At 61.5% G+C, this 21,634-nt stretch carries 43 protein-coding genes and 1 pseudogene; 43 read left to right on the top strand and 1 reads right to left on the bottom strand.

Annotation, left to right across the window (positions count from 1 at the left end):
- Nucleotides 1-59 precede the first annotated feature (59 nt).
- Nucleotides 60-824: a hypothetical protein gene (locus tag CH249_RS25930; RefSeq protein WP_143544593.1), complete on the bottom strand. Its 765-nt coding sequence runs from the start codon at nucleotides 822-824 to the stop codon at nucleotides 60-62.
- A gap of 178 nt (nucleotides 825-1,002) precedes the next feature.
- On the opposite strand from CH249_RS25930, the gene CH249_RS25925 reads away from it, so the two are divergent.
- The 43 genes and pseudogenes from CH249_RS25925 to CH249_RS25750 all read left to right on the top strand — a co-directional run bounded on the left by CH249_RS25925 (nucleotide 1,003) and on the right by CH249_RS25750 (nucleotide 21,632).
- Nucleotides 1,003-1,275, top strand: a complete 273-nt coding sequence (locus CH249_RS25925) for a helix-turn-helix transcriptional regulator (protein ID WP_094699179.1) — start codon at nucleotides 1,003-1,005, stop codon at nucleotides 1,273-1,275.
- 70 nt (nucleotides 1,276-1,345) lie between these two features.
- Nucleotides 1,346-2,044 (top strand): phage antirepressor N-terminal domain-containing protein, encoded by a 699-nt coding sequence (locus CH249_RS25920; protein ID WP_094699177.1) that lies wholly within the window; start codon nucleotides 1,346-1,348, stop codon nucleotides 2,042-2,044.
- The gene (locus CH249_RS25915; RefSeq protein ID WP_143544592.1) at nucleotides 2,017-2,463 is read left to right on the top strand and encodes a hypothetical protein; all 447 of its coding nucleotides are present in this window, start codon (nucleotides 2,017-2,019) and stop codon (nucleotides 2,461-2,463) included. The genes CH249_RS25920 and CH249_RS25915 overlap by 28 nt, the downstream gene beginning before the upstream one ends.
- Entirely contained in the window at nucleotides 2,460-2,618 is a 159-nt protein-coding gene (locus CH249_RS28150) for a hypothetical protein (protein ID WP_179274323.1), read from the top strand. Before CH249_RS25915 ends, CH249_RS28150 begins: the two co-directional genes overlap by 4 nt.
- Before the next feature lie 217 nt (nucleotides 2,619-2,835).
- Nucleotides 2,836-3,111 carry a hypothetical protein gene (locus CH249_RS25905; RefSeq protein ID WP_143544591.1) on the top strand — a complete coding sequence of 92 codons (276 nt, stop codon included), beginning with the start codon at nucleotides 2,836-2,838 and terminating at the stop codon, nucleotides 3,109-3,111.
- Nucleotides 3,108-3,275, top strand: a complete 168-nt coding sequence (locus CH249_RS28145; protein ID WP_179274322.1) for a hypothetical protein — start codon at nucleotides 3,108-3,110, stop codon at nucleotides 3,273-3,275. The genes CH249_RS25905 and CH249_RS28145 overlap by 4 nt, the downstream gene beginning before the upstream one ends.
- Entirely contained in the window at nucleotides 3,272-3,826 is a 555-nt protein-coding gene (locus CH249_RS25900; RefSeq protein ID WP_094699141.1) for a hypothetical protein, read from the top strand. Before CH249_RS28145 ends, CH249_RS25900 begins: the two co-directional genes overlap by 4 nt.
- Nucleotides 3,827-4,114: 288 nt before the next feature.
- Nucleotides 4,115-4,606 carry a DNA N-6-adenine-methyltransferase gene (locus tag CH249_RS25895; protein WP_094699139.1) on the top strand — a complete coding sequence of 164 codons (492 nt, stop codon included), beginning with the start codon at nucleotides 4,115-4,117 and terminating at the stop codon, nucleotides 4,604-4,606.
- Complete coding sequence (locus CH249_RS25890) at nucleotides 4,603-4,881, top strand: hypothetical protein (protein WP_094699137.1); 279 nt, start codon at nucleotides 4,603-4,605, stop codon at nucleotides 4,879-4,881. The genes CH249_RS25895 and CH249_RS25890 overlap by 4 nt, the downstream gene beginning before the upstream one ends.
- Complete coding sequence (locus CH249_RS25885; RefSeq protein ID WP_094699135.1) at nucleotides 4,878-5,090, top strand: hypothetical protein; 213 nt, start codon at nucleotides 4,878-4,880, stop codon at nucleotides 5,088-5,090. The genes CH249_RS25890 and CH249_RS25885 overlap by 4 nt, the downstream gene beginning before the upstream one ends.
- A complete protein-coding gene (locus tag CH249_RS25880; RefSeq protein WP_094699133.1) occupies nucleotides 5,087-5,299 on the top strand; it encodes a hypothetical protein in 213 nt (70 codons plus the stop codon). The genes CH249_RS25885 and CH249_RS25880 overlap by 4 nt, the downstream gene beginning before the upstream one ends.
- Nucleotides 5,300-5,462: 163 nt before the next feature.
- On the top strand, nucleotides 5,463-5,657 hold the full coding sequence (locus tag CH249_RS25875) for a hypothetical protein (RefSeq protein WP_094699131.1): 195 nt from the start codon (nucleotides 5,463-5,465) through the stop codon (nucleotides 5,655-5,657).
- A complete protein-coding gene (locus tag CH249_RS25870) occupies nucleotides 5,657-5,992 on the top strand; it encodes a DUF3310 domain-containing protein (RefSeq protein WP_094699191.1) in 336 nt (111 codons plus the stop codon). The genes CH249_RS25875 and CH249_RS25870 overlap by 1 nt, the downstream gene beginning before the upstream one ends.
- Before the next feature lie 72 nt (nucleotides 5,993-6,064).
- Entirely contained in the window at nucleotides 6,065-6,475 is a 411-nt protein-coding gene (locus CH249_RS25865) for a hypothetical protein (RefSeq protein WP_094699129.1), read from the top strand.
- A complete protein-coding gene (locus tag CH249_RS28140; RefSeq protein ID WP_179274321.1) occupies nucleotides 6,472-6,642 on the top strand; it encodes a hypothetical protein in 171 nt (56 codons plus the stop codon). The genes CH249_RS25865 and CH249_RS28140 overlap by 4 nt, the downstream gene beginning before the upstream one ends.
- Nucleotides 6,639-7,979 carry a site-specific DNA-methyltransferase gene (locus CH249_RS25860; RefSeq protein WP_094699127.1) on the top strand — a complete coding sequence of 447 codons (1,341 nt, stop codon included), beginning with the start codon at nucleotides 6,639-6,641 and terminating at the stop codon, nucleotides 7,977-7,979. Before CH249_RS28140 ends, CH249_RS25860 begins: the two co-directional genes overlap by 4 nt.
- On the top strand, nucleotides 7,976-8,140 hold the full coding sequence (locus tag CH249_RS28135; protein ID WP_179274320.1) for a hypothetical protein: 165 nt from the start codon (nucleotides 7,976-7,978) through the stop codon (nucleotides 8,138-8,140). Before CH249_RS25860 ends, CH249_RS28135 begins: the two co-directional genes overlap by 4 nt.
- Nucleotides 8,137-8,976, top strand: a complete 840-nt coding sequence (locus CH249_RS25855) for a YqaJ viral recombinase family protein (RefSeq protein ID WP_094699125.1) — start codon at nucleotides 8,137-8,139, stop codon at nucleotides 8,974-8,976. Before CH249_RS28135 ends, CH249_RS25855 begins: the two co-directional genes overlap by 4 nt.
- Nucleotide 8,977: 1 nt before the next feature.
- Entirely contained in the window at nucleotides 8,978-9,442 is a 465-nt protein-coding gene (locus CH249_RS25850; RefSeq protein ID WP_094699123.1) for an HNH endonuclease signature motif containing protein, read from the top strand.
- Complete coding sequence (locus CH249_RS25845) at nucleotides 9,429-10,046, top strand: hypothetical protein (RefSeq protein WP_094699121.1); 618 nt, start codon at nucleotides 9,429-9,431, stop codon at nucleotides 10,044-10,046. Before CH249_RS25850 ends, CH249_RS25845 begins: the two co-directional genes overlap by 14 nt.
- Nucleotides 10,043-10,267, top strand: a complete 225-nt coding sequence (locus CH249_RS25840; protein ID WP_094699119.1) for a hypothetical protein — start codon at nucleotides 10,043-10,045, stop codon at nucleotides 10,265-10,267. Before CH249_RS25845 ends, CH249_RS25840 begins: the two co-directional genes overlap by 4 nt.
- Complete coding sequence (locus tag CH249_RS25835; RefSeq protein WP_179274319.1) at nucleotides 10,264-10,554, top strand: hypothetical protein; 291 nt, start codon at nucleotides 10,264-10,266, stop codon at nucleotides 10,552-10,554. The genes CH249_RS25840 and CH249_RS25835 overlap by 4 nt, the downstream gene beginning before the upstream one ends.
- Entirely contained in the window at nucleotides 10,551-11,297 is a 747-nt protein-coding gene (locus CH249_RS25830) for a hypothetical protein (RefSeq protein ID WP_143544590.1), read from the top strand. The genes CH249_RS25835 and CH249_RS25830 overlap by 4 nt, the downstream gene beginning before the upstream one ends.
- 430 nt (nucleotides 11,298-11,727) lie before the next feature.
- Entirely contained in the window at nucleotides 11,728-11,922 is a 195-nt protein-coding gene (locus tag CH249_RS25820; protein WP_094699111.1) for a hypothetical protein, read from the top strand.
- A 123-nt stretch (nucleotides 11,923-12,045) separates the two neighbouring features.
- The gene (locus CH249_RS25815) at nucleotides 12,046-12,552 is read left to right on the top strand and encodes a hypothetical protein (protein ID WP_094699109.1); all 507 of its coding nucleotides are present in this window, start codon (nucleotides 12,046-12,048) and stop codon (nucleotides 12,550-12,552) included.
- A gap of 330 nt (nucleotides 12,553-12,882) precedes the next feature.
- On the top strand, nucleotides 12,883-13,383 hold the full coding sequence (locus tag CH249_RS25810) for a hypothetical protein (RefSeq protein ID WP_094699107.1): 501 nt from the start codon (nucleotides 12,883-12,885) through the stop codon (nucleotides 13,381-13,383).
- The gene (locus CH249_RS25805) at nucleotides 13,380-13,574 is read left to right on the top strand and encodes a hypothetical protein (RefSeq protein WP_094699105.1); all 195 of its coding nucleotides are present in this window, start codon (nucleotides 13,380-13,382) and stop codon (nucleotides 13,572-13,574) included. Before CH249_RS25810 ends, CH249_RS25805 begins: the two co-directional genes overlap by 4 nt.
- Entirely contained in the window at nucleotides 13,571-13,735 is a 165-nt protein-coding gene (locus tag CH249_RS28130) for a hypothetical protein (protein WP_179274318.1), read from the top strand. The genes CH249_RS25805 and CH249_RS28130 overlap by 4 nt, the downstream gene beginning before the upstream one ends.
- Complete coding sequence (locus CH249_RS28125; RefSeq protein WP_179274317.1) at nucleotides 13,732-13,875, top strand: hypothetical protein; 144 nt, start codon at nucleotides 13,732-13,734, stop codon at nucleotides 13,873-13,875. Before CH249_RS28130 ends, CH249_RS28125 begins: the two co-directional genes overlap by 4 nt.
- Nucleotides 13,875-14,051: pseudogene (locus tag CH249_RS28800) on the top strand (HNH endonuclease); the annotation flags it as partial. The gene CH249_RS28125 and the pseudogene CH249_RS28800, both read left to right, overlap by 1 nt.
- A gap of 33 nt (nucleotides 14,052-14,084) precedes the next feature.
- A complete protein-coding gene (locus CH249_RS25800; RefSeq protein ID WP_256988481.1) occupies nucleotides 14,085-14,504 on the top strand; it encodes a hypothetical protein in 420 nt (139 codons plus the stop codon).
- Nucleotides 14,464-15,066 carry a hypothetical protein gene (locus CH249_RS27680; protein WP_143544589.1) on the top strand — a complete coding sequence of 201 codons (603 nt, stop codon included), beginning with the start codon at nucleotides 14,464-14,466 and terminating at the stop codon, nucleotides 15,064-15,066. The genes CH249_RS25800 and CH249_RS27680 overlap by 41 nt, the downstream gene beginning before the upstream one ends.
- Nucleotides 15,063-15,455: a hypothetical protein gene (locus CH249_RS25795; protein ID WP_094699103.1), complete on the top strand. Its 393-nt coding sequence runs from the start codon at nucleotides 15,063-15,065 to the stop codon at nucleotides 15,453-15,455. Before CH249_RS27680 ends, CH249_RS25795 begins: the two co-directional genes overlap by 4 nt.
- On the top strand, nucleotides 15,452-16,216 hold the full coding sequence (locus tag CH249_RS25790) for a hypothetical protein (protein ID WP_094699101.1): 765 nt from the start codon (nucleotides 15,452-15,454) through the stop codon (nucleotides 16,214-16,216). Before CH249_RS25795 ends, CH249_RS25790 begins: the two co-directional genes overlap by 4 nt.
- The gene (locus tag CH249_RS25785; protein WP_094699100.1) at nucleotides 16,213-16,962 is read left to right on the top strand and encodes a DNA polymerase beta superfamily protein; all 750 of its coding nucleotides are present in this window, start codon (nucleotides 16,213-16,215) and stop codon (nucleotides 16,960-16,962) included. Before CH249_RS25790 ends, CH249_RS25785 begins: the two co-directional genes overlap by 4 nt.
- A complete protein-coding gene (locus CH249_RS25780) occupies nucleotides 16,959-17,477 on the top strand; it encodes an HAD family acid phosphatase (RefSeq protein ID WP_256988480.1) in 519 nt (172 codons plus the stop codon). Before CH249_RS25785 ends, CH249_RS25780 begins: the two co-directional genes overlap by 4 nt.
- Nucleotides 17,474-17,908 (top strand): hypothetical protein, encoded by a 435-nt coding sequence (locus CH249_RS25775; RefSeq protein ID WP_094699098.1) that lies wholly within the window; start codon nucleotides 17,474-17,476, stop codon nucleotides 17,906-17,908. The genes CH249_RS25780 and CH249_RS25775 overlap by 4 nt, the downstream gene beginning before the upstream one ends.
- 47 nt (nucleotides 17,909-17,955) lie before the next feature.
- Complete coding sequence (locus CH249_RS25770) at nucleotides 17,956-18,714, top strand: hypothetical protein (protein ID WP_094699096.1); 759 nt, start codon at nucleotides 17,956-17,958, stop codon at nucleotides 18,712-18,714.
- 443 nt (nucleotides 18,715-19,157) lie between these two features.
- Nucleotides 19,158-19,322 (top strand): hypothetical protein, encoded by a 165-nt coding sequence (locus CH249_RS28120; RefSeq protein ID WP_179274315.1) that lies wholly within the window; start codon nucleotides 19,158-19,160, stop codon nucleotides 19,320-19,322.
- The gene (locus CH249_RS25765; RefSeq protein ID WP_094699094.1) at nucleotides 19,322-19,597 is read left to right on the top strand and encodes a hypothetical protein; all 276 of its coding nucleotides are present in this window, start codon (nucleotides 19,322-19,324) and stop codon (nucleotides 19,595-19,597) included. The genes CH249_RS28120 and CH249_RS25765 overlap by 1 nt, the downstream gene beginning before the upstream one ends.
- A 1-nt stretch (nucleotide 19,598) precedes the next feature.
- Nucleotides 19,599-19,907: an HNH endonuclease gene (locus CH249_RS28795; protein ID WP_094699092.1), complete on the top strand. Its 309-nt coding sequence runs from the start codon at nucleotides 19,599-19,601 to the stop codon at nucleotides 19,905-19,907.
- Nucleotides 19,908-20,151: 244 nt separating this feature from the next.
- Complete coding sequence (locus tag CH249_RS28790) at nucleotides 20,152-21,060, top strand: HNH endonuclease (protein ID WP_094699090.1); 909 nt, start codon at nucleotides 20,152-20,154, stop codon at nucleotides 21,058-21,060.
- A gap of 194 nt (nucleotides 21,061-21,254) precedes the next feature.
- Complete coding sequence (locus tag CH249_RS25750; protein ID WP_094699088.1) at nucleotides 21,255-21,632, top strand: hypothetical protein; 378 nt, start codon at nucleotides 21,255-21,257, stop codon at nucleotides 21,630-21,632.
- Nucleotides 21,633-21,634 lie beyond the last annotated feature (2 nt).

Here is a 21,634-nt window from a genome sequence, read left to right as displayed (position 1 = left end):
CATGCGGTATGACTCCGACAAACTACGCAGATGTAATTCTTCGACCTGCGGAAATGCCGTTAATCGTATGCGATTCCGAGGCGTTCGCGCGCCTCGTCCTCGGTCTCGCCCTTGCGTGCAGCGAGTTCATGGTCAGCCTGTGAGCCTTGATTCGGCTCAGTCAATTCAGCGTCCTTGTCGGACGCATTCATGGGGGGCGTTCGGCCTTCCGCGCCGCTGCCTGCGCTGCCGACGACCGTGCTCGGCGAGCTCTCCCGCGATTGCGTGATGTCTTCATTCTGATCTCCCTCGTTAGTTTGGTTCTGTTCGTCTAGGTAGTCGGACAGGTCTGAACTTGCCTGGTTGATGAGTTGGATCGCTATCCACAGCTCCCGCTTCTGCAGCATCCCTAGCGCGGCTTGCATCGTCGTGACGATGAAGTCGAGTTCGGGTTCATCCCGGTATGTCTCGACAGGTCCGGGTCGATACTGCTTCCGGCTTCCTCCAGCACCCGCACGCGGGTCTGGTGGGATAGCGACCTTGTTTGCGTAGGCCTCTTCGTACGTCAGTCCTTGCGCCTGCAGGTAGGCGTCCTGGTGTGAGAGCTCAATCGGGTCTTCTCCATTAAGGATTTCGGAGATGCTCCCGATCTGCCACCGCAGGATCTTCTCAAGCGGCTCAAGCGTGCCAGCTCTGTACTCACCACCCTTACCTCCTTCGATGCCTCGGAGTGTGGCGGTTGATGGGCCGCCCAATTGCTGCACCTCTACCTGAGTCAGTCGAAGTTGCTTACGCCTGTCTCGGACAAGCCGTGCTAGCCGCTGTTGGTTCGTCTCGTTGGGCATGGCAAAAGACTGTCAGAACAACCCATGACAGGTCCAGTGACAACACGACAAGTTAGCGCCAGATTCGCGCCAGTTCAGTGGCCTGACAACTAATGACATGGTTGTCGTTCCGCAGGTTAAGCGCTAACTTTCCGAAAGAACATTGCCAAACTGGCGATGGTTGTCTAGAGTTGTCGCTATGCCAGCGACAGAACCGCTAGGACCAATGGTCCGGATCAAAGACTTCCGACTTGCACACGGCTTGAGCCAGGCGCAGTTGGTCGAACGAATCGGCGAGCAAGGCGTGGCCATCACGGAAGCCGGAATCTCGAATGTCGAGAACGGCAACAAGAAGGCCAGCGACCGCCTACTGACCGCGTGGGCCAAGGCCCTCGGTGTCGAGCCGCTCAATGTGTGGCACGGACCCCTCCGCCCGGCCGTAGTGCCGGGCAAACCGGGACGGGCCGCGTAACTCACCCAGAACGCAAAGAAGCCGCCCCATGCCAGTGGGACGGCTTCATCGACAACTGATTGGAGAACCAATGTCTGACTTGCAGAATACGGCACAGCTAGTGCCGGTGGAAGTTCCAGGGGCGGGGACGATCCTTGCCCTCGATGAAGGTGACTCGAAATGGATCGCTATCCGACCGATGTGCGAACGCCTAGGTATCGACGTCCAGGCGCAGCAGCGCAAGCTTGACCAGGCGGAATGGGCGTGCACAGCGTTGAAGGCTGTGCACGACGCCAGCGGTCGGACGCAGCAGATGGTCATGATCGACGCGGACCACCTCCCAATGTGGCTCGCATCCATTCAACCTTCCCGAGTTGACCAGTCCATCCGGCAGGCACTGATCACGTTTCAACGTGAAGCAACCCGCGCACTCCGTGATCACTTCTATCAAGGCGTGTCGGTCGCTCCCGCCTCCAACTCCTTCGACGTCATGCGCTCGATGATCGACCAACTTGAGGCGACGCAGCGAGATGCGGCTGAAGCGAAGGCTATCGCTGCCACGACCGAGGCTCGGCTCGACGCGATCGAAGGGCAGCACGACTACTTCGCAGCTCTGGGATACGCAAAACTGCACAACCTTCCTACGTCGACGTGGCATTTGCGAAAGATGGGCGGGCAGGCATCGAAGATCGCGAAGACCTACGGCGTGGATCCGGTCCCCACGCAGCATGCTCTCTACGGCACAGTGAACAGCTTCCCGAAGTGGATCTGGGACTTGGTGGCGGCATGACTTACACCGATCGCGACATTCTGGCGTGGTCTGCACATGAGGCATCGCAGACGCTGAACTGGGCGTTGGATTCTCTTGGCGGGAACGGCGTTGACACCGAACGGGATGAGTTCAACGCAATGGATGCATCACGCCGGCATCTGGAATCTGCAGCGCGAACAGTCAATACCTACTCGGATGGACGACCGATCAAGTCGCAGGCATGGGTCGGCGACCAGGAGATCCTCGTCAGCCACCTGTGGGACTACCGGCCCAGCGCCAAGGGCGAGTCCTTGCTCTACACCTCGAAGCGACCCGCCGACCCAGGCCAGGACAACGGGTCGTACTCGGTCTACGTCAACCCGTCCGCGTGCACGTTGCGGATCGAACTGACTGACCCCGCGCCTCGGTTGCGTTCTATCAATGGCGGTGCGGCATGACCACTCGTGAGCCTGTTCAGACCCGAGACGAGTTGCGCGCCGAGATGAAGGCTGCTGCGCGAAAGATGTGGGACGAAGCCGACATTCAGGTGAGTCCGCATCTTGCCAACGCGATTCGACGCGTCGTTCAGTCCGATGATCGGCGGGCATCATGACCGCACTCAAGGTCCACCTGACCCGGACCGATACCACGATCATCGCGTCGACGGATGACGGTCGCCGTACCGAGTTTCGCCCAAGCCTGTACCCGAATCCGACTGTGCGAGCGCGTGAGATTGCGACTCGTCTAGGTCGTTCGCATTCCCCGTTGGCGGCGACGTACAAGGCGCATTGGGATGCGATCGCAATGAACTTCGAATTGGAGGCGTCCGCATGAACCCCTCAATGTCGTCGCACATATCCGAGTACCGCGCGGTCATCGCGTGGTGCTGGCGATCAACTGACCGCGTCACCAAGGCCTTCCTGTTCGTGATGCTTGCAGGGTCGCTGCTGCAGTTGCTGGTCGGCCATTACTCGACTGCGTTCTTCTGCCTCCTCATCGCAGGGTTCATCGCATTGAACGCGGGGATGCAGGCGTACGCATCGGAACTCGAAGTCGAGAACGCCCTGCTCGCAGCCGATAACGATCGACTTCGGAGGTCCGCATGAACTCCACCGATTACTCCGATGTCCGCACTCGTCATCGTCGTGAGATTCGCAACGATCCGTGGCCGCGGCATGAGTCGGATCACCGGATTCTGGCGTTGGGTTTCGCGACTGTGATGGCCGTGCTGATCGTGGTTGTGACTGCGGTGGCGGTGATGTGGCCATGAGTGAACTTGATCTCGACACGATCGAACGCCGATGGTCTGCGGACGGCGGCACGGGCAACCCACGCAGCGCCGACGACTACACCGAGGCTGGATGCAGAGTATTCGCGCAGTATGCGTTCGCTGAAGTCCCTACTCTCGTCGCTCGGATCAGGGAATTGGAAGCCGAGATTGTGCGTCGCAAGGTGATCAACACGCTCTCGCGGATGAAGGCTGACATCGACCCAGATGACCCCACCGCTATCGAAGCGTGGCGGGAGACGACGATCGGATGGAAGGAGCGATGCGAGCTCGCTGAGGCCGAGGCTGCTCGCGTCCGAGAGCTGACTCCCCGCGTGCTCGAGGGGGATTGGGAGACGGTCCGGGATGCACTGGACGCACTGCCGGAAGGTGCGCAGATCCGTTGGACGACAGGTGATCCGGTCCATGTCGCGCTGGCCATCAAGTACACGAACGTCCTGGGCAACGGACGCTGGGACGCCACCGGCAGCGGCCTGCTTCTCCGCTCCGAAACCATCGCCCGCGATGAGACGCCCATCGAGGTGATCGCATGAGCGGCATCGAAGGCGCAATCGTCTGCTACTCGCAGTGCTGGTCATGCAAATTCAACTGCCACTTCGAGCCCGCACACTGGCATAGCTGGGCTGACGACGATGACATCGCACACGCCCTAGCCACCGGACAGCCGGATCCTTCATCGTCCAAGTGCGCGTGCTTCTGCGCTGGTGACGGCGGGCGTGCCTCATGATCCGCCGTCTCCGTCCCCACTTGATCCTCGCGGGCATCCTCGTCGGCGGTCTGGCCGCGTCACCACTCTGGCAGGTGACGGGATGAGCCGGTCGATGGGTTCGCACCATTCAGCTCGCGCCGAGACGACGACCTGGCTGACTCCGCCGCACGTGATCGAAGCGCTCGGGCATTTCGATCTCGATCCGTGCGGACATCCGAACTCGCACACCGCAGAAAGCAGCATCATCCTTCCCGAGGATGGACTTGCGGCGGAGTGGTCCGGCCGCGTGTGGCTCAACCCGCCATACGGCAACGAAGCCTGGACATGGCTCGACAAACTCGCATCGCACGGTAATGGGATCGCTCTCATCTTCGCCCGTACCGAGACTGCCGGATTCGTCGAGCAGGTATGGAAGAAGGCGTCGGGGATCCTATTTCTCCACGGCCGCCTGCATTTCCACTATCCGAACGGTGAACGAGCCAAGGCGAACTCGGGAGCGCCATCCTGCCTCGTGGCATACGGGCAAGAGTGCGCCGAGCTACTGGCGGAGTGCAGTCTCGACGGTTCGTTCGTCAACGGCTGGACGATGGACGTGGCGTCATGACCTTCATCTCCCGTGGCGAGGTCTACGACGGCTACCCGATGGGCGCGGACTGCGACTTGGACGCCCTGATCGTCGGTGTGATGCTGCCAAATCTGGTTGTCGAGTCGGCTATCGCGGCTGTGCTTCTCCTCGCGCAGACGTTCGGATTCGACATGCCGCGTTCCGAAGTGGAGCGCGTTCTTCTTCCTGCTGCCGCTGGGCTGGGTGGCGCGGGTTCCCCGGTGCCGGTGAGCAGTCTCGCTCCCGGCACCCCAAACGAAACGAGAAACGAATGAGCGAAAAGACCAGCGGCATCTGGCTGCCGAAGCCCGACACATGGCTGGGCGTATTCGGCGGAACGGATAGCCCCGAGAGGGCGTTCCTGACTGTTGTCACCAAGGCACCGTCGTCGACCCTCACGGAAATCGACAACCTCGCCACCGCAATGGGACTCACGGTCACGCTGCACGTCGAGAAGAAGAAGCCAGCGGGTGAGAAGCCATGACCGACAAGCAGATCCTCATCACCAAGACCCGCGCCGGCGGCAATCGCATGGTCCGCGCCGACACGAAAGACGGCCTCGGCAACGGCACCTGGATCAACTGCAATCAGCTGACGAACACCCTCATCGATCAGGTCCGCGAGATCGGCCACGAGCATCTGGCGATCGCGGACTCGTTGGAGCAGAACCTCGAGGAAGGGGCGGACTGGTGATCGCGAAGTTATGGAAGCACTCAGGCCATCATGTCGTCGCGTGCGATCGGTTGACGTCGGTTGAATCGTCGTTCTTTGGCGGGAGTTTCGAGTGCCTAATGTCCTGCGGCTGCATGGTTTTCGCGTTCGCCGATGAGATCACCATCAGTGCGGAGGCGTCGGCATGAGCACTCACTTCACCGTCGACCGGGGCGAACTCGTCGAACCCCGCCACCTCACCCTCGTCGTGTCGAATCCGTGGCCGACCGAGCGTGACGAGGACGTGTACGAACGCGGCTCCAATCCCGTGACCGTTGCGCTGTGGTGCGCGCTGATGTCGATCTTCATCGGCGTTGTGACGTGGGCGGCGGTGCTCTGATGGATCCCAAGAAGTGGGGCGCGGCCGTCGACAAATTCGCCGCCGACCCAGTCGAACATCCCGCGCATTACACCAGCCATCCGTCTGGCATCGAGTGCATTCAGATCACTGAGCACATGAACTTCAACCTCGGCAACGCGGTCAAGTATGTCTGGCGCGCGGGAGAGAAGGGCGACCGCATGGAGGACCTACGCAAAGCGCGCTGGTACCTCGACCGCGAAATCACCCGCCTCGAAACATTATCCGCGCCACCGAAGTGCACTGCGAAGTGCTCCGAGATGCACACGTTCGACGAGACGTGCGCTGCGCCCGGGGGAGGTCGATTCGATGGATAACGAGCACGACGACGGGCAACTCATCGACCACGCCTACGACCTCGAGCTCGACCGAATCCTAGGAATCACACCATGAGCAGACGACCACTCGGAGACCACTGGCTCCAGGAGTACTCACACTTCCGCGAAATGGGCTTCAGCGACGAAGCCATCGCCGCCCGTCTCGGCATCACCCTCGACGGACTTTCACGGAGGTTTGCCCGCATGAACAACCGACCATCGCAGTTGGTCGCTGAGCCCGAGCCGGTCGAATACCCGGAGCCTGGCAGCGAGTCCGCACTGGCCGAGCAGTCGATCGAAGTTGCGGCCGAGGTCATCTGCCGTATACGCGAAGAAGACACGCACGGCCTGTGGGCTGACCTCTCGCGGATGACACCCAATTGCCTGCTGAGTCTGGTGTTCACGCTCGCTGCGATGGTTCCCGACGACCGAACCGTGGGCCAACTGCTCGCATGGACTGAGCCATTGGCGGCGGCGTCATGACCCGCCGATTCGACGAACACGTCCACCACGACACCACCGACGACCAGTACGAGTCCAAGCATCGGGACTGGCCGAAGACCCTCGCCGAGAAGGATGCCGCCGACGCGAAAGCCGAACGATTGCGCGCGCAAGCAGCCGAGCGGGCACGGAAACGGGTGTCGGCATGACGATTCACTACAGCGACGACTCGACAACCCTGCATCACGGCGACTGCATCGAAGTCCTCCGCACGCTGCCTGACTGCAGCGTCGACTCAGTCGTCACAGATCCGCCATACGGTCTCGAGTTCATGGGCCGCGAATGGGATGGCGCAGATGGGTTTCGCCGCAGCCTGAACCCCGAGGACGCAGGCCGCGACAACGCATTCGGGCGGGCATCTAAGACATCGCCAGAGTACAAGGCGGGGCCGTTGTTTCAGCAATGGTGCGAAGCGTGGGCTAGTGAGTGCCTTCGTGTGCTCAAGCCTGGCGGACACATGGTCGCATTCGGAGGCTCACGCACCTGGCATCGACTCGCGGCCGCGATTGAGGACTCAGGGTTCGAGATCCGTGATTCGATCGCGTGGCTGTACGGATCCGGCTTCCCGAAGTCGGTCGACGTCGCGAAGGCAATCACCGGCACACAGCTCGGCTACGGCTCGAACTCGGGCGCTATCCGCCGCGCCACCATGGGTTCGGACTACGTCGAATCCGGACGCCAGGGCAACCGGGACGGCGCAGGACGACGGGACACGGGGTTGTTGGACCAGGAGCTCGAACTGACCTCTGACGCGGTGCCGTGGGAGGGCTGGGGAACGGCGCTCAAACCAGGCTTCGAGCCAATCGTTGTCGGCCGTAAGCCATTGAGCGGCACCGTGCCGGCGAACGTACTCGCGCACGGCACCGGAGCACTGAACATCGATGGATGCCGGATCGATGGCCGCGAGCGCACCGAATACGGACTGTCATCTGCTACCCGGTCGTACGGGACGACCTACGGTGCACCCTCAGCGGCCGCAGACTTCGACTCCAGCAAAGGTCGGTGGCCGACCAACGTCCTGCTCGACGAATCACAGGCCGGCGCGCTCGACGCGCAGAGCGGAGTGAGCACGAGCCGCGCGTCCACGGGGAAGCAGACAGCCAAGCACGGCACGAGTGCCCTGGGCGACTTCAAAGGCAGACCCGACGCCGCCGCCGGTCACAGTGATACCGGCGGCGCATCGCGATTCTTCCCCACATTCCGCTACGAGGCCAAGGCACCCACGAGCGAGCGTCCGTCCGTCGACGGCGTTCAGCATCCGACAGTGAAGCCACTCGACCTGATGCGGTGGCTCGTTCGACTCGTCACGCCACCCAACGGCGTTGTCCTGGAGCCATTCGCGGGATCCGGCACAACTGCGGAGGCGTGCGTTCACGAACACATGAAATGCATCGCTGTCGAGCGGGAGGCGGACTACCTGCCTCTGATCGTGGCTCGGCTCTCGAAGCCGATCGAGGTCGGCTTCGACTTCGGAGGTGTCGCATGACCACCCTCCACTCCGGCTTCGATGCCGTCGACATCACCCCCGAACCCAATGGCCGCATCCGCCTCACGCTCACCCGTGACGGCGAAACCCTGGCCACCCCAACGTTTCCGATGGCCGCATTTCTCGCCGCCATCCCTCAGTCAAACGGAGTCCCATCATGAGCGACACCCTCACCCGACCAACGCGCACGACACTCCCGGACCTCGAGCAAGGTTCGCCGGAATGGCACGATCAACGCCGCGGCATCGTCACCGCGTCCGTCATCGGCAATCTCATTACGACTCGGAAGCTGGCAGCGAAGGACTACGAGTGCCCCGACTGTGGCGCTGCGAAAGAGGCACCGTGCGTGGGCAAGAGGCCGCCGCACGCCCCAGTGAAGACGATGCACCCAGAACGTGCGGACGTCGCTCGACGCAGTACATCGGGCACCGTGTTCGAGACGGCGAGCAACGACGTCTCACGCGGCCTGACAATGCTTCTCGTCGCCGAACGCATCACTGGTTGGACCGAAGAGATGCACATGAATGATGACATGTGGAGGGGCGTTTTCGACGAGCCACGGGCGCGAGACAAGTACAGCGAATGCTATGCGCCCGTTACCCAGGTTGGGTTCATGACGTACGAAGAACCGGGCCTCAAGCTGGGGTTTTCACCGGACGGTCTCGTTGGTGACGAGGGCTTAATTGAAATCAAATCGCGTCGTCCAAAGAAGCAAGTGAGCACCATCATCTCAGGCCACCCGCCGGTCGAGACGATGGCTCAAATCCAATGCGGACTCCTGGTTTCCGGACGGAAGTGGCTGGACTACATCTCGTACGCCGGTGGATTGCCGATGTGGGTACATCGCGTCTACCCCGACCATCGCTGGTTCGACGCAATCATTGCGGCCGGCCGGGCATTCGAGTCCAATGCGGCAGAGATGATTCGCCTGTTTACCGAGGGCGCTGAGGGCTTTCCGATGACCGAGCGCATAGTCGAGCAAGAGTTGGTGATCTGACATGGCGAAGATGGGCAGACCCCGCCAGCGCCCGATCGATCGGTTCATTCCAAAGACCAAGCAGAGTGAGTCGGGATGCATTGAGTGGATTGGGCGAATAGACAGATACGGCTACGGACAGTTCGGGCGAGGCGGTCGAAACGGCCCAAACATGGGCGCGCACCGATGGGCATATGAACACTTCGTAGGACCAATCCAGACCGGTCTGCAGATTGATCACCTTTGCCGTAACCGACGGTGCGTCAATCCATTACACCTTGAACCTGTCACGCCGCAGGAGAACACCTTGCGGAGCAACTCGCCGAGTGCACTCAATGCCCGTAAGACGCATTGCGTCAATGGCCATCCGCTTTCCGGCGACAACATTTATCCGGTTACCAACGGATATCGAGTCTGCAAGATATGCAAAAAGGCCACTTCCGACAGAAATTACAGAAAGAAGATGATGCAACGTGGACATCACTGAGACAACAGCACCCCGTTCGGACCAGCTGAACTTCGACGACTTTACAACGACTTCACGGACGGTCACCGTCTCGGAGGTACGCAAGGGCACCTCCGAGCAGCCGGTCGAGATTCATCTGGTGGAGTTTCCGGGTCGACCGTTCAAGCCGAGCAAGACGGTGCGACGGGTTCTGGGCAAAATGTGGGGACCGGAAACGAACAATTACGCCGGCCGACGTATGACTTTGTACGGCGATCCAACCGTAAGGTTCGGCGGTAAAACCGTGGGCGGCATCAGGGTCAGCCACCTTTCCCATATCGAGAAGGAGGCCACCTTTCCTGTCACAACCACGCGCGGCCAAAGGGCCGACTACACCGTCAAACCTCTCGCCACACCGCCACCCGAACAGCCGGACGGCATGGTCACCAAGGCTCAACTGTCCGCGCTCGCAACCGAGTACGAGGACAAGGGCCTGACGAGCCGCGATCAGGTGCTCGAGTTCTTGGAGAAGACCGTCGGCCACCCGGTGAAGTCGTCGAAGGAACTCACCGAGGACGAGGCCGCGAAGGTGCTGGCCGAACTCGCCAAGGCAACCGAGCCAGCCGCGGCAGGTGAGCCAGCATGAGCGCCATCGACGACCATCTCCTGTTCTCTGAGGGCCGCGTCACTGACGCCACCCTCTCGATGGACCCCACCGATCCGATGCGGGCCGCGATCCAGGCGCAACTCGCGCTCGTCGAGGCCATGCACGCGCAGACGTTGGCGCTACAGGAGCAGACCGCGGCCATGAATCGCGTGTGCTCGATCCGATTCGAGCAAACGATCAGGAGATGGAGAGCGCCGTGAGCGGATCATTAATGCCTGACGTACGCGGTGAATGCGGATGCGCTGACGCCCCGAACGTCCCCGAGTGGACCGAAGTCCCGATCGAGAACCTTTCCACCCCGAAGTATCGCGGGCGGACCGTCGACTGCGGCACCGGTGAGCACTTCACCTTCACCGGCCTCACCTACGACCCCGACGAGACCGGCGACCGATTCACCGTGCACGGACGCAACGGGAAGTGGTCGACATCAGCGACCCTGCGCTCGGGTGACGTCGTGCGCGTTCAAGCGAAGGGGGCGGGCGCATGAGAACCGTCATTTGCGCCAGAGGGATAGGCGAACGACCGGGCACCACAACGATGCTCACCGACGTCACTCGCCGCTTGGACCCGACACGTTTCCGCATCAAGGAGCTGCCGTATTCAGCGGCATACGGGACTGTCGGCGGTAACGAGGCGTTCGCGGTGTCGCAAACGCAGGGCCGCAACGCACTGCTGACGATGATCCACCAAGACCCATATCCCGTCGTTCTTCTCGGCTTCAGTGCCGGCGCGAAACTCGTCGGTGACGTGGCAGCTGAGATCGCGGCGGGAATGCACGACAGTCTCGGTCTCGTCGTCGACGAGGTCGGACTCATTGCTGACCCCGCACGACATTCCGGGCAGATCGTCGGCAACAACCGCGGTGGGTACGGCATCACTGGCAACCGCCGGATCGACCCGAAGCGATTTCCGGTGTGGCAGTTCAGCGCACCCGGCGACCCGATCTCCGAACTCCCCGTAGGCAATCCGCTGCGAACGTTCGCTGACTTGACGGAGTTCTGGGGTCCGGATCAGGGCCGCTGGATGCAGGAGCTCGCCGACCGCGCCCGCAAGCGCCAATGGCAGCGGTGGTGGGACGTCCGGAACTGGCAGTCATGGGGTGGCGCGATCTACTGGGCCCAAAACTACCTCGTTCGGCAGCGACACATCCGGTACTCGGTCGAGAACATGGTGGGCGAGAACGTCACGTACACAGCACGTCTCGCACAGTTGGTGGGTGGTCTCGCATGAGCAACCCGGAAACCCCGAAAACCGACTCTGACCGGCTTGTATCCGCGTCTGCGTGTGTGGTGGAACGCATTGCCGCGGTGCTTGCAGAGCATCGTGCGTCGGATGGTTTCGAGGAGTGCTCGTGTGGTTATGGGCCTGAGTCGTTTGTGTTCTCGGAGCGTCGTTCGCTGCACCTCGCCCATCAGGCGTCTGTGGTTGCTGCCCTCCCCGACATCGAGATCGTGCCCAGCACTGAGCCGACCAGGACAGGCCGCTATCAGGTAGGGAACCTGGCAACGCAGGTGTGGACCGAGGACGCAAACAGCACGTTCGGCACGTCACCGCTTCTCCATATCGGGCATCCCGGCAGGTACACAATGGTCCCGGTTCGCCTCGCGGGTGAGCTGGCGTCCGCTGTCCTCGCTGCTGCTCGCGCCGCGGGAGGCCAAGCATGAACACCTGCAAGAACTGCGGCCGTCCGATCAGCCGCGTCAACTATGCCCTCGGCCCGGAATGGATGCACGGCGGCGGACCACACGGTGACAAGTATCCGGTTGGCGGGCACGACATGTTCGCCGCCTATCGCGAGTGCCGCACAACCGTCGCAGAACCAGCCGAGAAGGACGCCGACCATGAATGCTATTGACCCTGAGGGTTTCTTACGTGGCGGTGCAACGTGCACTTGCGGGCCTCTCTACAGCTACGGCGGTCATATCGAACCTGGCCAGTACAACCCAGACTGCCCCGAACACTCCACCGAGGAACTGTCGTGAACGGCGTGGAGTTGGCGGCGATCGAAGCCCGAGCCAAAGCAGCCAGTCGGGGACCGTGGGCGGTATGGCATGACCTGGACCACCAGGGATTCCGAACGGTAGGCGACGCAGAGTCGTACGCCAAGATCCTGGCCAACGGCATCACGGAAGAAGCCGAACCGACAGCGCACGTCTACATCGACGAGGACGCTGAGTTCATTGCTCATGCCCGCGAGGATGTGCCGGCGTTGTTGGCTGTGCTGCGGGAACGGGACAACACCATCGCACGAGTACGGGCGCTGCACGTGCGGAACCAGGACGGCGAGTGGCAGTGCCACGACGCTGACTGCGACAAGTGCCAGCTTGGATACGGCCATCACGGCCCCATCTGCTCGTACTGCTCGAACTCAGATCCCGACGACGAGAACGCCATCATCGTCTGGCCGTGTCCAACAGTGCAGATCATCGACGGATTACCGGCACCCGGCCTCCGCGCTGCCCTCGACCCACAGGAGACACCATGAGCACCGAACAGCCAGAGCCCGTATGCAATTGCGGTACCTGCCAAGCAATCGAGGCTGACCGCGTCCTACGCGCTACCGCCGCTGAGGAGTCGAAGTGACTGCGAAAGTGATCGAACCCCACAACGACGGACATCAGTGCGACCTACCGCTTATGAGAGGCGGCTACGGGTCGACAGGTTTCGCCGACTACTCAGTCACGCAATGTACCGAATGTGGACAGTGGTGGTATTCCGCGCCGTGCTACGAGCACTTCGGCCCAACCTCGACGTGGAAAAAGGTGCGGTGGTTCATGTTCCGACAGCGCCGCCTAGCTGCCTCGGGGGTGGTGTCGTGAGCACAGTGAACCCCACACACATCATCGCGGAACACCGCGCGCAACTAGTCCATGCTCACGCCCACTCGCTGACCAGCGTCGGGGCCACGATGAACCTCGAATGTCTATGCGGGGGTTTCGCAACAGCAGGACCGTACTCGGTCGACGAGATGTACGCCCTCCACGCTGCGCATGTGGTGTCGAAGCTGACGGACGCCGGCTACAGCATCGTCGAAACCGAACGCTACGAGCGATTGCAGCGCGGCGCGAACGAACTCGGACGCCGACTGGGCCGACAACTGCAAGACGTCCTCACCCTCACAGGCGCACACAACCTAATCGACGAAGACGGTGACGGCGACTGGATGGGCGTCTGGGAACGGCTCGGTGAATTGGTCGAGAAGGGCCAGCAATACGAGGCGGCTCGGCGCATCGAAGCGGCCACAACGACTGAAGAGGTCCGAGCTGTCATTGCCGAGTTCCTTCCCGCTGCTGCCGCTGAGGGGGAGAAGCCGTGACCTCACCACTGTTCGCGACACCGATTGGCAAGCGGTATCGCTGGTTCGCATGGCATCCCGTCAAGACCGGTGACCGCGGTTGGCAATGGCTGCGATTCGTCCATCGTCAACGGTTCCAAACGAAGCTGCATTTGCCGGGGCCGATCGACCAGTTCTTCCATCACATCGTCGACCCCGAGGAGAAGCCGTGACCACCCACGACCTCGAGGAGGACTTCTCCGCGCAACTCTCCCGCGGCGACAGTCGATGGTGGTGCACCTGCGGGAAGTGGAGCACCCCGATCTGGCATACGCCGCATGCGGTTCGGGAGCACGAGATTCACGTGCGAGAAGTCGAGGGGGTGCGGTCATGACCCTCTATCTCATCTCCGCCGCCGCCATCGCAGTCGCCTGCTACGGCCTGTACCGAGCGCTGCAGGAGTCCGATACCGATCGCGCGCTCGCATATCCGCTCGGGAGTCCTGAGCGGCAGATTCTGGAAGGAGGACACTGATGGCCCTGACGAAACGGTTGCGCTTCGAGATCCTTCGACGCGACAACCATCTGTGCCGCTACTGCGGCGCAACAGCTCCCGACGTGAAGCTGACAGTCGATCATGTCGTGCCGACCGCGCTCGGTGGGAGTGACGAACCGAGCAATCTGGTGACCGCATGTGCTGATTGCAATTCGGGGAAGTCGGCAACACCTCCGGGTGCTGCACACGTGGACGACGTTCGCGACAAGGCCCTCGTATGGGCCGCTGCAATCGAGGCAGTGGGCGAGCAGCGCGCGGCCGATCTAGACCGCCGACGTCTGAGTGAGGATCAATTCCTGTTCATGTGGGAGAAGTATCGGCCGCATCAGTTCGCCTCGTGCGATATCGCATACAGCGAATGGCAGACCGCTCTCGATCGGTTCCTTAAAGCCGGCCTGACCGACCGTGATATCGGCGAAATGGTCAAAGTGGCTATGGCGTCGAGAGTGACGCAGAAATGGAAGTACTTCTGCGGATGCTGCTGGGCATTGGTTCGGCAGACGCACGCTGATGCTGCGGAATTGATCGGAAAGCTCGAAGGTGAGGTGCGCGATGCCAAGGAAGCGGATGATCCATCCCAAATTCTTCGAGTCCCACCCATTGGCTGAGATCGAGGACGTCTGCGCACTCGTCACATTCCAAGGCATCTGGGTGTTCGGTGACGACCGCGGCCGCATCGAAGACGACGCTGACGTGATCTGGATGAAGGTATGGCCGCTGCGCAGAGACCAGGTGCGGGCGGACGACGTCCGGTGTCACATCGACGCTCTCGTCGACGGCGAACAACTCTGCCGATACGTGATCGGTGGCGGCCGATTCTTGCACGTCATTTCATGGGACGAACACCAGTCGATCAACCATCCGACGCCGTCAAAATTACCGCCTTGCCCCACTCATCAGCCCGCCGAATACGCAATGTGGTGGAAAGACGACGACACGGCCACAAATCGGTGGAGAAAACGAGAAAAGGCTGCTCAAGGCGATAAAGGGGATCCCGTAGTGACTACCGTAGTCGCTCCCGTAGTGACTACCTCACAGTGTAGTTCAGTTCAGATTAATTCAGTTCAGGGCGCAAACCCGGCGAAGCCGAACCTGAAACAGCTCAATCCGAAGAAACCGAAAGAGTCGAAACCCACATTCATTCGCCCATCCCAGCGAGGTGCAATATGACAATCACGATCAAGCTCCCGTGGACTGCACCACCCCTGTCGATGAACGATCGCGGCGCATCGACCGGCGCGGTGTTCGCCAAGAATCGCGAGATCAAATCGATCCGCGAGACCATCCGGATCCTTGCCATCTCGGCCCATCTCCCGCGCGAATGCGGGCATGTGGCAGTCGAACTGCACTACCGGCCCAAAGATGCCCGTAGGCGCGATACAGACAACCTCACGGCCACAGCGAAGCCGATCTACGACGGGCTCATCGACTTCGGGCTCGTCCAGGACGACACTCCTGAGTTCATGGCCAAGCTCGAACCTGTCATTCACCAGAAAGGCGTACCGAGCATGTGGCTCGAAATCAGCGTCTCCGATCAGCCGAGGGAGCTACCGGCATGAGCGACACCGACATAATCGACCAGATCGACGCACTCGTGGACGAACAGCTCGCGAACTACAACAACCGATCCGGCTACGACCACAACATCAACCAAGAACGCTGCAGGTGCGGCCGAGACTGGCACGGACTACCGATCACACAACGCATCGACTCCATGCGTTGGTGCGGCGAGTTCGACCCCGACTACGTGTTCGCCGAAGACGATTCGCCGGTCATGTGCGTCGGCTCGAATACGCCGGGACCGTGGCGGCAAATTGGCATGTGGCAATTGCCGGATAGTCCGCTCTTGCAGTGGCTGGACACCGAGGCGATGGCTGTGAGATCACAACGAGCCGTCTCGAGCTACATGGACCGACTCCGGGAGCGCATGGACTCCGATTACCGGATGCCAGCTCCGCCCAATAGATCTGGTGTCAACTTTGCCGAGGGTGGCGTCGTGAGCATCAGTAGCAGCAACGGGTGGACGCAGATCGGGACCATTGACCGCATCGATCCCAGCCCCATTCTGGGCGAAGCCGTCGTGTCGATCAGAGCGCACATGACGGCGTTCTCGGAATCGATCACCGCCGCCATGGAATCCATGAGTGCGACATTCAGCGGCATCGCCTCTCATCTCGAACTGGAGCCCGATACCCGCACGCCTCAACAGCGCGCACTTCCGCGTCCATCCACCACCCCGCCGATGTGGGCCAACGACGTCACCCGATCACGGCGGCCCAGGCGGAACCGGAACCAACCGAACAGGCAGGGGATCGCATGAGCGCAGGAGCGAAGCTGGTACGACCGCACCCGAAATTCAATCCAGAGACCAGGATCTCTCACATCCTCCTCGAGGGAGTCGTCGGTTCTGTCGCGTACGGGCTGAACACGCCCGACTCCGACGTCGACTACACGGGCGTCTATGCCGAACCGACCGAAGCGCTACTCGGGTTGCACCCGCCACTGCGTGAGCGAGCAACGTGGAAACGAACAGATCCCGACGTCACGTTTCACGAGGTTGGCAAAGCCATGGGACTCATGTTGTCCTGCAACCCCACGGCATCGGAGATCCTGTGGCTCGGACATCACACCCGCAAGAGCGAACTCGGTGAGGAACTGATCTCACTCCGAACGCATTTCCTGTCCAGCAAACGGGTCCGTGATGCCTACTTCGGTTACGCCACAAGCCAGTTCCATCGACTCGTGCACCGCGGCCGATTCCAAGGCTCGCTGGAGACGCGGCGGGAGAAACATGCCCGCCACACGATGAGACTGCTGTGGCAAGGCTACGAGCTGTACACCACTGGCAACCTCCCGATCCGAGTTCCGGACCCTCAGCCGTTCTTCGACTTCGGCGACTCCATCTCGAAAGATCCCGAAGCAAAAGCAGCATCGGCGCTGATCACCGAGCACGCCCTGAAGTTCGACGCCGCAACGTCGGCGCTACCTGAACAGCCGAACGAGCCACCGCTCGAAGACTTCCTGCAACGCGTCCGCCGTCACTACCTCGAGGAGATCGCATCGTGAAAACCACCGCGGTCATCGTGGACGTCGACGGAACGCTCGTCGACGTTTCCGGAATCCTGCACTACGTCGATGGATCCCTCGGCCAGACCAAATCGGGACGGCCGATCAAGAACTTCGACAAGTTTCACGCAGCCTCCGCATTCTGCCCACCCAATCGACAAGCCATCGAATACTGCGAACGCATGCACGCCGCAGGGCACGAACTCCTGATTGTCACCGCACGCATGGAGCAATGGCGAGAAGTCACGACCAAGTGGCTCAACGCAGAGTTGACGGTGCCGTACCTCGGGCCATTCATGCGCCGAGACCGCGATTACCGACGAGACGTCGACATCAAGACCGAGATCCACGCCGCGCTCACCGAACATCACGACATTGTCGGTGCGATCGACGACAACCCCAACGTCATCGAACTGTGGCGATCCCTCGACATCCTGACCGAAGTGGTGGCTCGGCCCGACTGGGACACGTCGTTACTTGTCCAGCAGGCCAACACGGACGGAGCCCGGCGATGAAGAAGCGTGCTTACCGCGCCGAACTCCTGGCCGAGCTGCGGGAGTTGGTCGCCGTCGGACGCAGGCTCGCTGCAGTGGCCGAGCAGAACCGGGCCAGGCGAGACCTGGCCGAATGCTTCGAGGCGGAACGGCAAGCAGGCGGCTATCAGGGATTCATCCACACGCGGGGGGCCAAAGGAAGGCCAGCCGATCACGGACCAGGAGCAGGGGCAATGAGTGAGGGAGTCGAGCGTTACGACATCACCGTGACGCCACACTCAAGAATGGAGCGCACCCACGGCGGATCATGCTCGAGATGCGGCAACAGCACCACTCGCACGTACTACAGCGATGTGACGATCCACGGAGAGCATCGGGCGTTGATGATCGACACCTGCGGGCATTGTGACGTCAGCCGAGAACAGTTGCGGCACAACGTAACTGGTGAGTAATTGTGGTAGAATCCGGTAGTATCGACGGCCGTTCGGAAGGTGTGACCATGGGCGATGACCATCTCCTGATTCCTCGATTCGAGCTGAAGTCGCTCAGTGAAACACTGCGTCGAATCCCCGGCCTCGCAGTCGATCTGGAACTACTCACCACTCGGCAGGCCACTATCGGATGCTCGTCCATCGGCGGCGGGACACGTCGGGATCGCGTGTACCCGCTGCCGTACAGCGAGCGGGGCAGTGAAGCGATGGAGGTGCTGCACAACACGCTCGGAACGTGGGTGCGCCACGTCTGCGAGGTCAGGCTGATCCCGTACCTGCCGATCGGGTACACCCATCGTCACGGTGAGTTCGTGGGCCCATTGCGCGAGGGTCAGCGACGAATGCCACCCGGCTACAACGCCGACACTCCAGCCGCCCTCTCGCGATGGCTCGACCGCAACCTGATCTCGCTCGCCATGACCGAAGGCTGCGAGGAAGCGCCTGACGAGATCAAACACGCGGTGAAGTTCGTCCTGCGTACCCTCGACAGGAGACCGGAGCCGATCAAGTATGTCGACCCCGCCCGCGTGGCTGAAGCCGAGCGAGACGCCCGTGACGCCCTGCTCTCGGCCGCCGGCATTGCAGCGTTGGCCAGGCAACTCGGAGCACCCTACGAGAAGCTCACGGCACGACGGGTGTACACGTTGAGCAATGCGGGCAAGATCGCCAAACGCGCCTTGGATGTGGACGAGGACGTGTTCCGATGTGGCGACGTGTTCGATGCACACTTGGCCTACCCGGCGAGGCACAGGAAGGTGTCAGCGTGACACCCGCTCGACTTGACATGCTTAGGTAATCGCCGCGTGATACGCTGGCGCTAGTACGCGAGGTGACAATTCCCGGCGTTCTCATAATCCCCTCGACGCAGCACCGCGCACACTCACTACACATCCTCGCTTCGTGAGCTGATCCCGTGCTGCGTCGAGGCACCACTTGGCCCCGACTTCCCCAGCGCATCCGTGCCTCCTGCTAGTGGGCACGGCGGTGTCAGTGCCATCACTGAGCGGGGCCAACCTACTTCCCGACTGAAGGAGAACGTTATGCTGTTCGGAATCCCGTTCGCCACGTACCTCGCAGTCGGATCAGCACTCATCGCCGTCGGCCGCATCATCGTCGAACTGCTACCCCTCTTCAGCTGACGCCATGATCAACCTGCTGCACGACGCACTCGCTGCCGTCCTGCGCAAGATCGCACTGTGGGCGCTCAGTCATGGCTGACACCAAGCCATCCGATGTGACCCTCGAGCAACGAATCACCAACGCCTACAACCTCATGAAGGCAGCACGGCGCAATGGTGAAGAGCAGGCCGAGCAGGCGTACATGGGCCGAGTGAACGCGCTATTGGAACGTGTACCGAGACGAACGAGGTTCTAGTGGCCGACAGTGAAGAGCGAAAGCGTGCGTACGAAGAACTCGACGCCGCCGTCGCAAAGGTTGCCGGCCTGCGGGATGACGACGACGACATCGCTGAGTTCCCCGAGACAGTGACCGACTGGGTCGTCATCACTGGCTCCCAGTTCTTCGACGACGACGGCGATCGGGCTGGTGTCGTGTCAGTGCTACCTCGACACGGATCACAGCCAGCCTTCATCACGGCAGGGCTGCTGCAGCAAGCGCTCTCGCACTACAGCGGCAACACTGGCAGCTGACATGGCCAACCGCTACGGCAACCGGTCACGCACACGCACGAGCAGCCCCGAGCATCGAGCAAGCCGCAAGCGAGTACTCGAACGCGATGGCTACCAATGCCGGATCCGAGGACCGCACTGCATCGGCACAGCCACCGTCAAGGACCACATCATCGGAGTGGCTGACGGTGGAGACGAGAGCGACAGCAACGGCCAAGCAGCCTGCGCGCCATGCAATCAGTGGAAGGCGCAGGCCGAAGCGTTGCGAGGCTACAAGCGATACCGAGCACGCGGCCGGCTACCTGACGAGAGACACCCAGGACTGAGATGAAGCAATCTGAGAAGTGGTTAGTTTGCCTTCGCTGGAACATTCGACGTATCGAGGCCGACCCAAACCTGACCTACAGCCTTTGCGTTGAGCAGTTGAAAGTTCTGCGGCGGATGCTCGACATCGAGCTGGACTCCTTACTCCGAACAATGACGACTACCAACTGAATATCACCGATTAAGCACCCTCGGATTGATCCCCGGGGTAGAGAAGCCCGACGTCCTCATGCGTCGGGCTTCTCGCATTCATGAGGACGGTAACTATGACGACGCGACACTGCGCCGGATGTAAAGCCGAGCTACAACCCAGCAGCCGCAACCCTCGTAAGTGGTGTAGCGAGGCGTGTCGGGTCTCGACATACCGTGAAACCAGCGATGAGTACCGTGCTCGCAAGGTAGCTGCATCTCGCAGGGCGGCATCCAAAAAAGCTTCTACTGCAGCCCGTCGTCAACAAGAGGCGGACGCAAGAAGGATTCAGAAATGGATATGCCAGCACTGCGGCAAGCGGGCCTCACGTCAAGCGGTACGAGGACAGCGACCGAAGTACTGCTCACATCAATGCAGCAAGGCTGCGATAGCACTGTCAACAAGCAAGCCGTGTGATCGATGTGGGATTGAAAGAACGCGGCCCGACGTCATGCACTGTCGGCCATGTCAGGCCGAGTTACTGACCGAGGCCGCGAACTACCAATGGCCCAGCTGCCCTGTGCCGAAGCGTCACCCGTCTCGCCAGGCCGTGCACGAGCCGAGACTGTTCGTCGCAGCTCATTGCGTTCACTGCGGCAAGGCGATGATCCTGACGCCGCGACAACGACAGGCGACAACCTGCTCAGCCGAGTGCTACCGGGTAGCCGTCTTAAGTCCTCGTCGCCGATTGGGTCACGACCGAAGGCGAGCACGGAAGAAGCTTGCGTTCGTAGAGAACGTTTCGCCCGCGAAGATATACGCTCGAGATGGATGGCGTTGTCATTTGTGCGGCAAGGCGATCAAGAGGACGAAAGTCGTGCCGCATCCACTCGCGCCGACCGTCGACCACATTATCCCGCTCGCGCAAGGTGGCAAGCATGAGCGAGCCAACTGCGCAGCCGCACACTTCATCTGCAACGCACTCAAGGGCGATCGTGGTGGTGGAGAGCAGCTCGCGCTCCTAGGTTAGGACACCCTACCCAGGGGGCGCACTCGAGTCCCATGGCAACCCCCAGCCGGGACACATAGCAGCTCCCTGCATGCGTGCAGCGCCCCTAGGTTTTGGGGCATGCACTTGCTCGACATCTCGACTCACTGGCTCGTCCGAGGCCAGGCTGTAAGGGCAACCCTGGAGGTGGCCCTCGACCCAGGAGGTCACCTCGCATGACTGCTGCTGAGCCGAAGAAGCGCGCCAAGGCCGCCCCGGAGGGTTTGAGCGCCAAGGGGCAAACCATGTGGCGTGAGGTCGCAACGTCGTATCAGCTCCGCATCGATGAGTACCGCATCCTCGAAGATGCGTGCCGTGAGGGCGACTTGATCGACGCCCTGCAGGCCGAGGCGAAGAATGCCGACACTGTTGTGACCGGATCGCAAGGTCAGCCGGTCATTAACCCGTTGATCTCCGAGCTTCGCCAGCATCGGTCGACGTTGGCCAGCCTGTTGCGGCAGCTCAAACTTCCAGACCCCGCAGATACGGCCGAGGCTCGGTCGACTGCTGCGCGTTCTGCAGCGAACGCGCGCTGGTCCAAGCGCGGCGCGTAACC

The organism is Rhodococcus sp. 05-2255-3B1 (genome assembly GCF_002258545.1).
Lineage (GTDB): Bacteria > Actinomycetota > Actinomycetes > Mycobacteriales > Mycobacteriaceae > Rhodococcoides.
This window is presented reverse-complemented; position numbering and strand designations above follow the sequence as displayed.

Coding starts and splice junctions, on each gene's coding strand:
- CH249_RS25930 (WP_143544593.1), bottom strand. CDS start 824: ATGCCCAACGAGACGAACCAACAGCGGCTAGCACGGCTTGTCCGAGAC.
- CH249_RS25925 (WP_094699179.1), top strand. CDS start 1,003: ATGCCAGCGACAGAACCGCTAGGACCAATGGTCCGGATCAAAGACTTC.
- CH249_RS25920 (WP_094699177.1), top strand. CDS start 1,346: ATGTCTGACTTGCAGAATACGGCACAGCTAGTGCCGGTGGAAGTTCCA.
- CH249_RS28150 (WP_179274323.1), top strand. CDS start 2,460: ATGACCACTCGTGAGCCTGTTCAGACCCGAGACGAGTTGCGCGCCGAG.
- CH249_RS25905 (WP_143544591.1), top strand. CDS start 2,836: ATGAACCCCTCAATGTCGTCGCACATATCCGAGTACCGCGCGGTCATC.
- CH249_RS28145 (WP_179274322.1), top strand. CDS start 3,108: ATGAACTCCACCGATTACTCCGATGTCCGCACTCGTCATCGTCGTGAG.
- CH249_RS25900 (WP_094699141.1), top strand. CDS start 3,272: ATGAGTGAACTTGATCTCGACACGATCGAACGCCGATGGTCTGCGGAC.
- CH249_RS25895 (WP_094699139.1), top strand. CDS start 4,115: ATGGGTTCGCACCATTCAGCTCGCGCCGAGACGACGACCTGGCTGACT.
- CH249_RS25890 (WP_094699137.1), top strand. CDS start 4,603: ATGACCTTCATCTCCCGTGGCGAGGTCTACGACGGCTACCCGATGGGC.
- CH249_RS25885 (WP_094699135.1), top strand. CDS start 4,878: ATGAGCGAAAAGACCAGCGGCATCTGGCTGCCGAAGCCCGACACATGG.
- CH249_RS25880 (WP_094699133.1), top strand. CDS start 5,087: ATGACCGACAAGCAGATCCTCATCACCAAGACCCGCGCCGGCGGCAAT.
- CH249_RS25875 (WP_094699131.1), top strand. CDS start 5,463: ATGAGCACTCACTTCACCGTCGACCGGGGCGAACTCGTCGAACCCCGC.
- CH249_RS25870 (WP_094699191.1), top strand. CDS start 5,657: ATGGATCCCAAGAAGTGGGGCGCGGCCGTCGACAAATTCGCCGCCGAC.
- CH249_RS25865 (WP_094699129.1), top strand. CDS start 6,065: ATGAGCAGACGACCACTCGGAGACCACTGGCTCCAGGAGTACTCACAC.
- CH249_RS28140 (WP_179274321.1), top strand. CDS start 6,472: ATGACCCGCCGATTCGACGAACACGTCCACCACGACACCACCGACGAC.
- CH249_RS25860 (WP_094699127.1), top strand. CDS start 6,639: ATGACGATTCACTACAGCGACGACTCGACAACCCTGCATCACGGCGAC.
- CH249_RS28135 (WP_179274320.1), top strand. CDS start 7,976: ATGACCACCCTCCACTCCGGCTTCGATGCCGTCGACATCACCCCCGAA.
- CH249_RS25855 (WP_094699125.1), top strand. CDS start 8,137: ATGAGCGACACCCTCACCCGACCAACGCGCACGACACTCCCGGACCTC.
- CH249_RS25850 (WP_094699123.1), top strand. CDS start 8,978: ATGGCGAAGATGGGCAGACCCCGCCAGCGCCCGATCGATCGGTTCATT.
- CH249_RS25840 (WP_094699119.1), top strand. CDS start 10,043: ATGAGCGCCATCGACGACCATCTCCTGTTCTCTGAGGGCCGCGTCACT.
- CH249_RS25830 (WP_143544590.1), top strand. CDS start 10,551: ATGAGAACCGTCATTTGCGCCAGAGGGATAGGCGAACGACCGGGCACC.
- CH249_RS25820 (WP_094699111.1), top strand. CDS start 11,728: ATGAACACCTGCAAGAACTGCGGCCGTCCGATCAGCCGCGTCAACTAT.
- CH249_RS28125 (WP_179274317.1), top strand. CDS start 13,732: ATGACCCTCTATCTCATCTCCGCCGCCGCCATCGCAGTCGCCTGCTAC.
- CH249_RS27680 (WP_143544589.1), top strand. CDS start 14,464: ATGATCCATCCCAAATTCTTCGAGTCCCACCCATTGGCTGAGATCGAG.
- CH249_RS25795 (WP_094699103.1), top strand. CDS start 15,063: ATGACAATCACGATCAAGCTCCCGTGGACTGCACCACCCCTGTCGATG.
- CH249_RS25790 (WP_094699101.1), top strand. CDS start 15,452: ATGAGCGACACCGACATAATCGACCAGATCGACGCACTCGTGGACGAA.
- CH249_RS25785 (WP_094699100.1), top strand. CDS start 16,213: ATGAGCGCAGGAGCGAAGCTGGTACGACCGCACCCGAAATTCAATCCA.
- CH249_RS25775 (WP_094699098.1), top strand. CDS start 17,474: ATGAAGAAGCGTGCTTACCGCGCCGAACTCCTGGCCGAGCTGCGGGAG.
- CH249_RS25770 (WP_094699096.1), top strand. CDS start 17,956: ATGGGCGATGACCATCTCCTGATTCCTCGATTCGAGCTGAAGTCGCTC.
- CH249_RS28120 (WP_179274315.1), top strand. CDS start 19,158: ATGGCTGACACCAAGCCATCCGATGTGACCCTCGAGCAACGAATCACC.
- CH249_RS28795 (WP_094699092.1), top strand. CDS start 19,599: ATGGCCAACCGCTACGGCAACCGGTCACGCACACGCACGAGCAGCCCC.
- CH249_RS28790 (WP_094699090.1), top strand. CDS start 20,152: ATGAGGACGGTAACTATGACGACGCGACACTGCGCCGGATGTAAAGCC.
- CH249_RS25750 (WP_094699088.1), top strand. CDS start 21,255: ATGACTGCTGCTGAGCCGAAGAAGCGCGCCAAGGCCGCCCCGGAGGGT.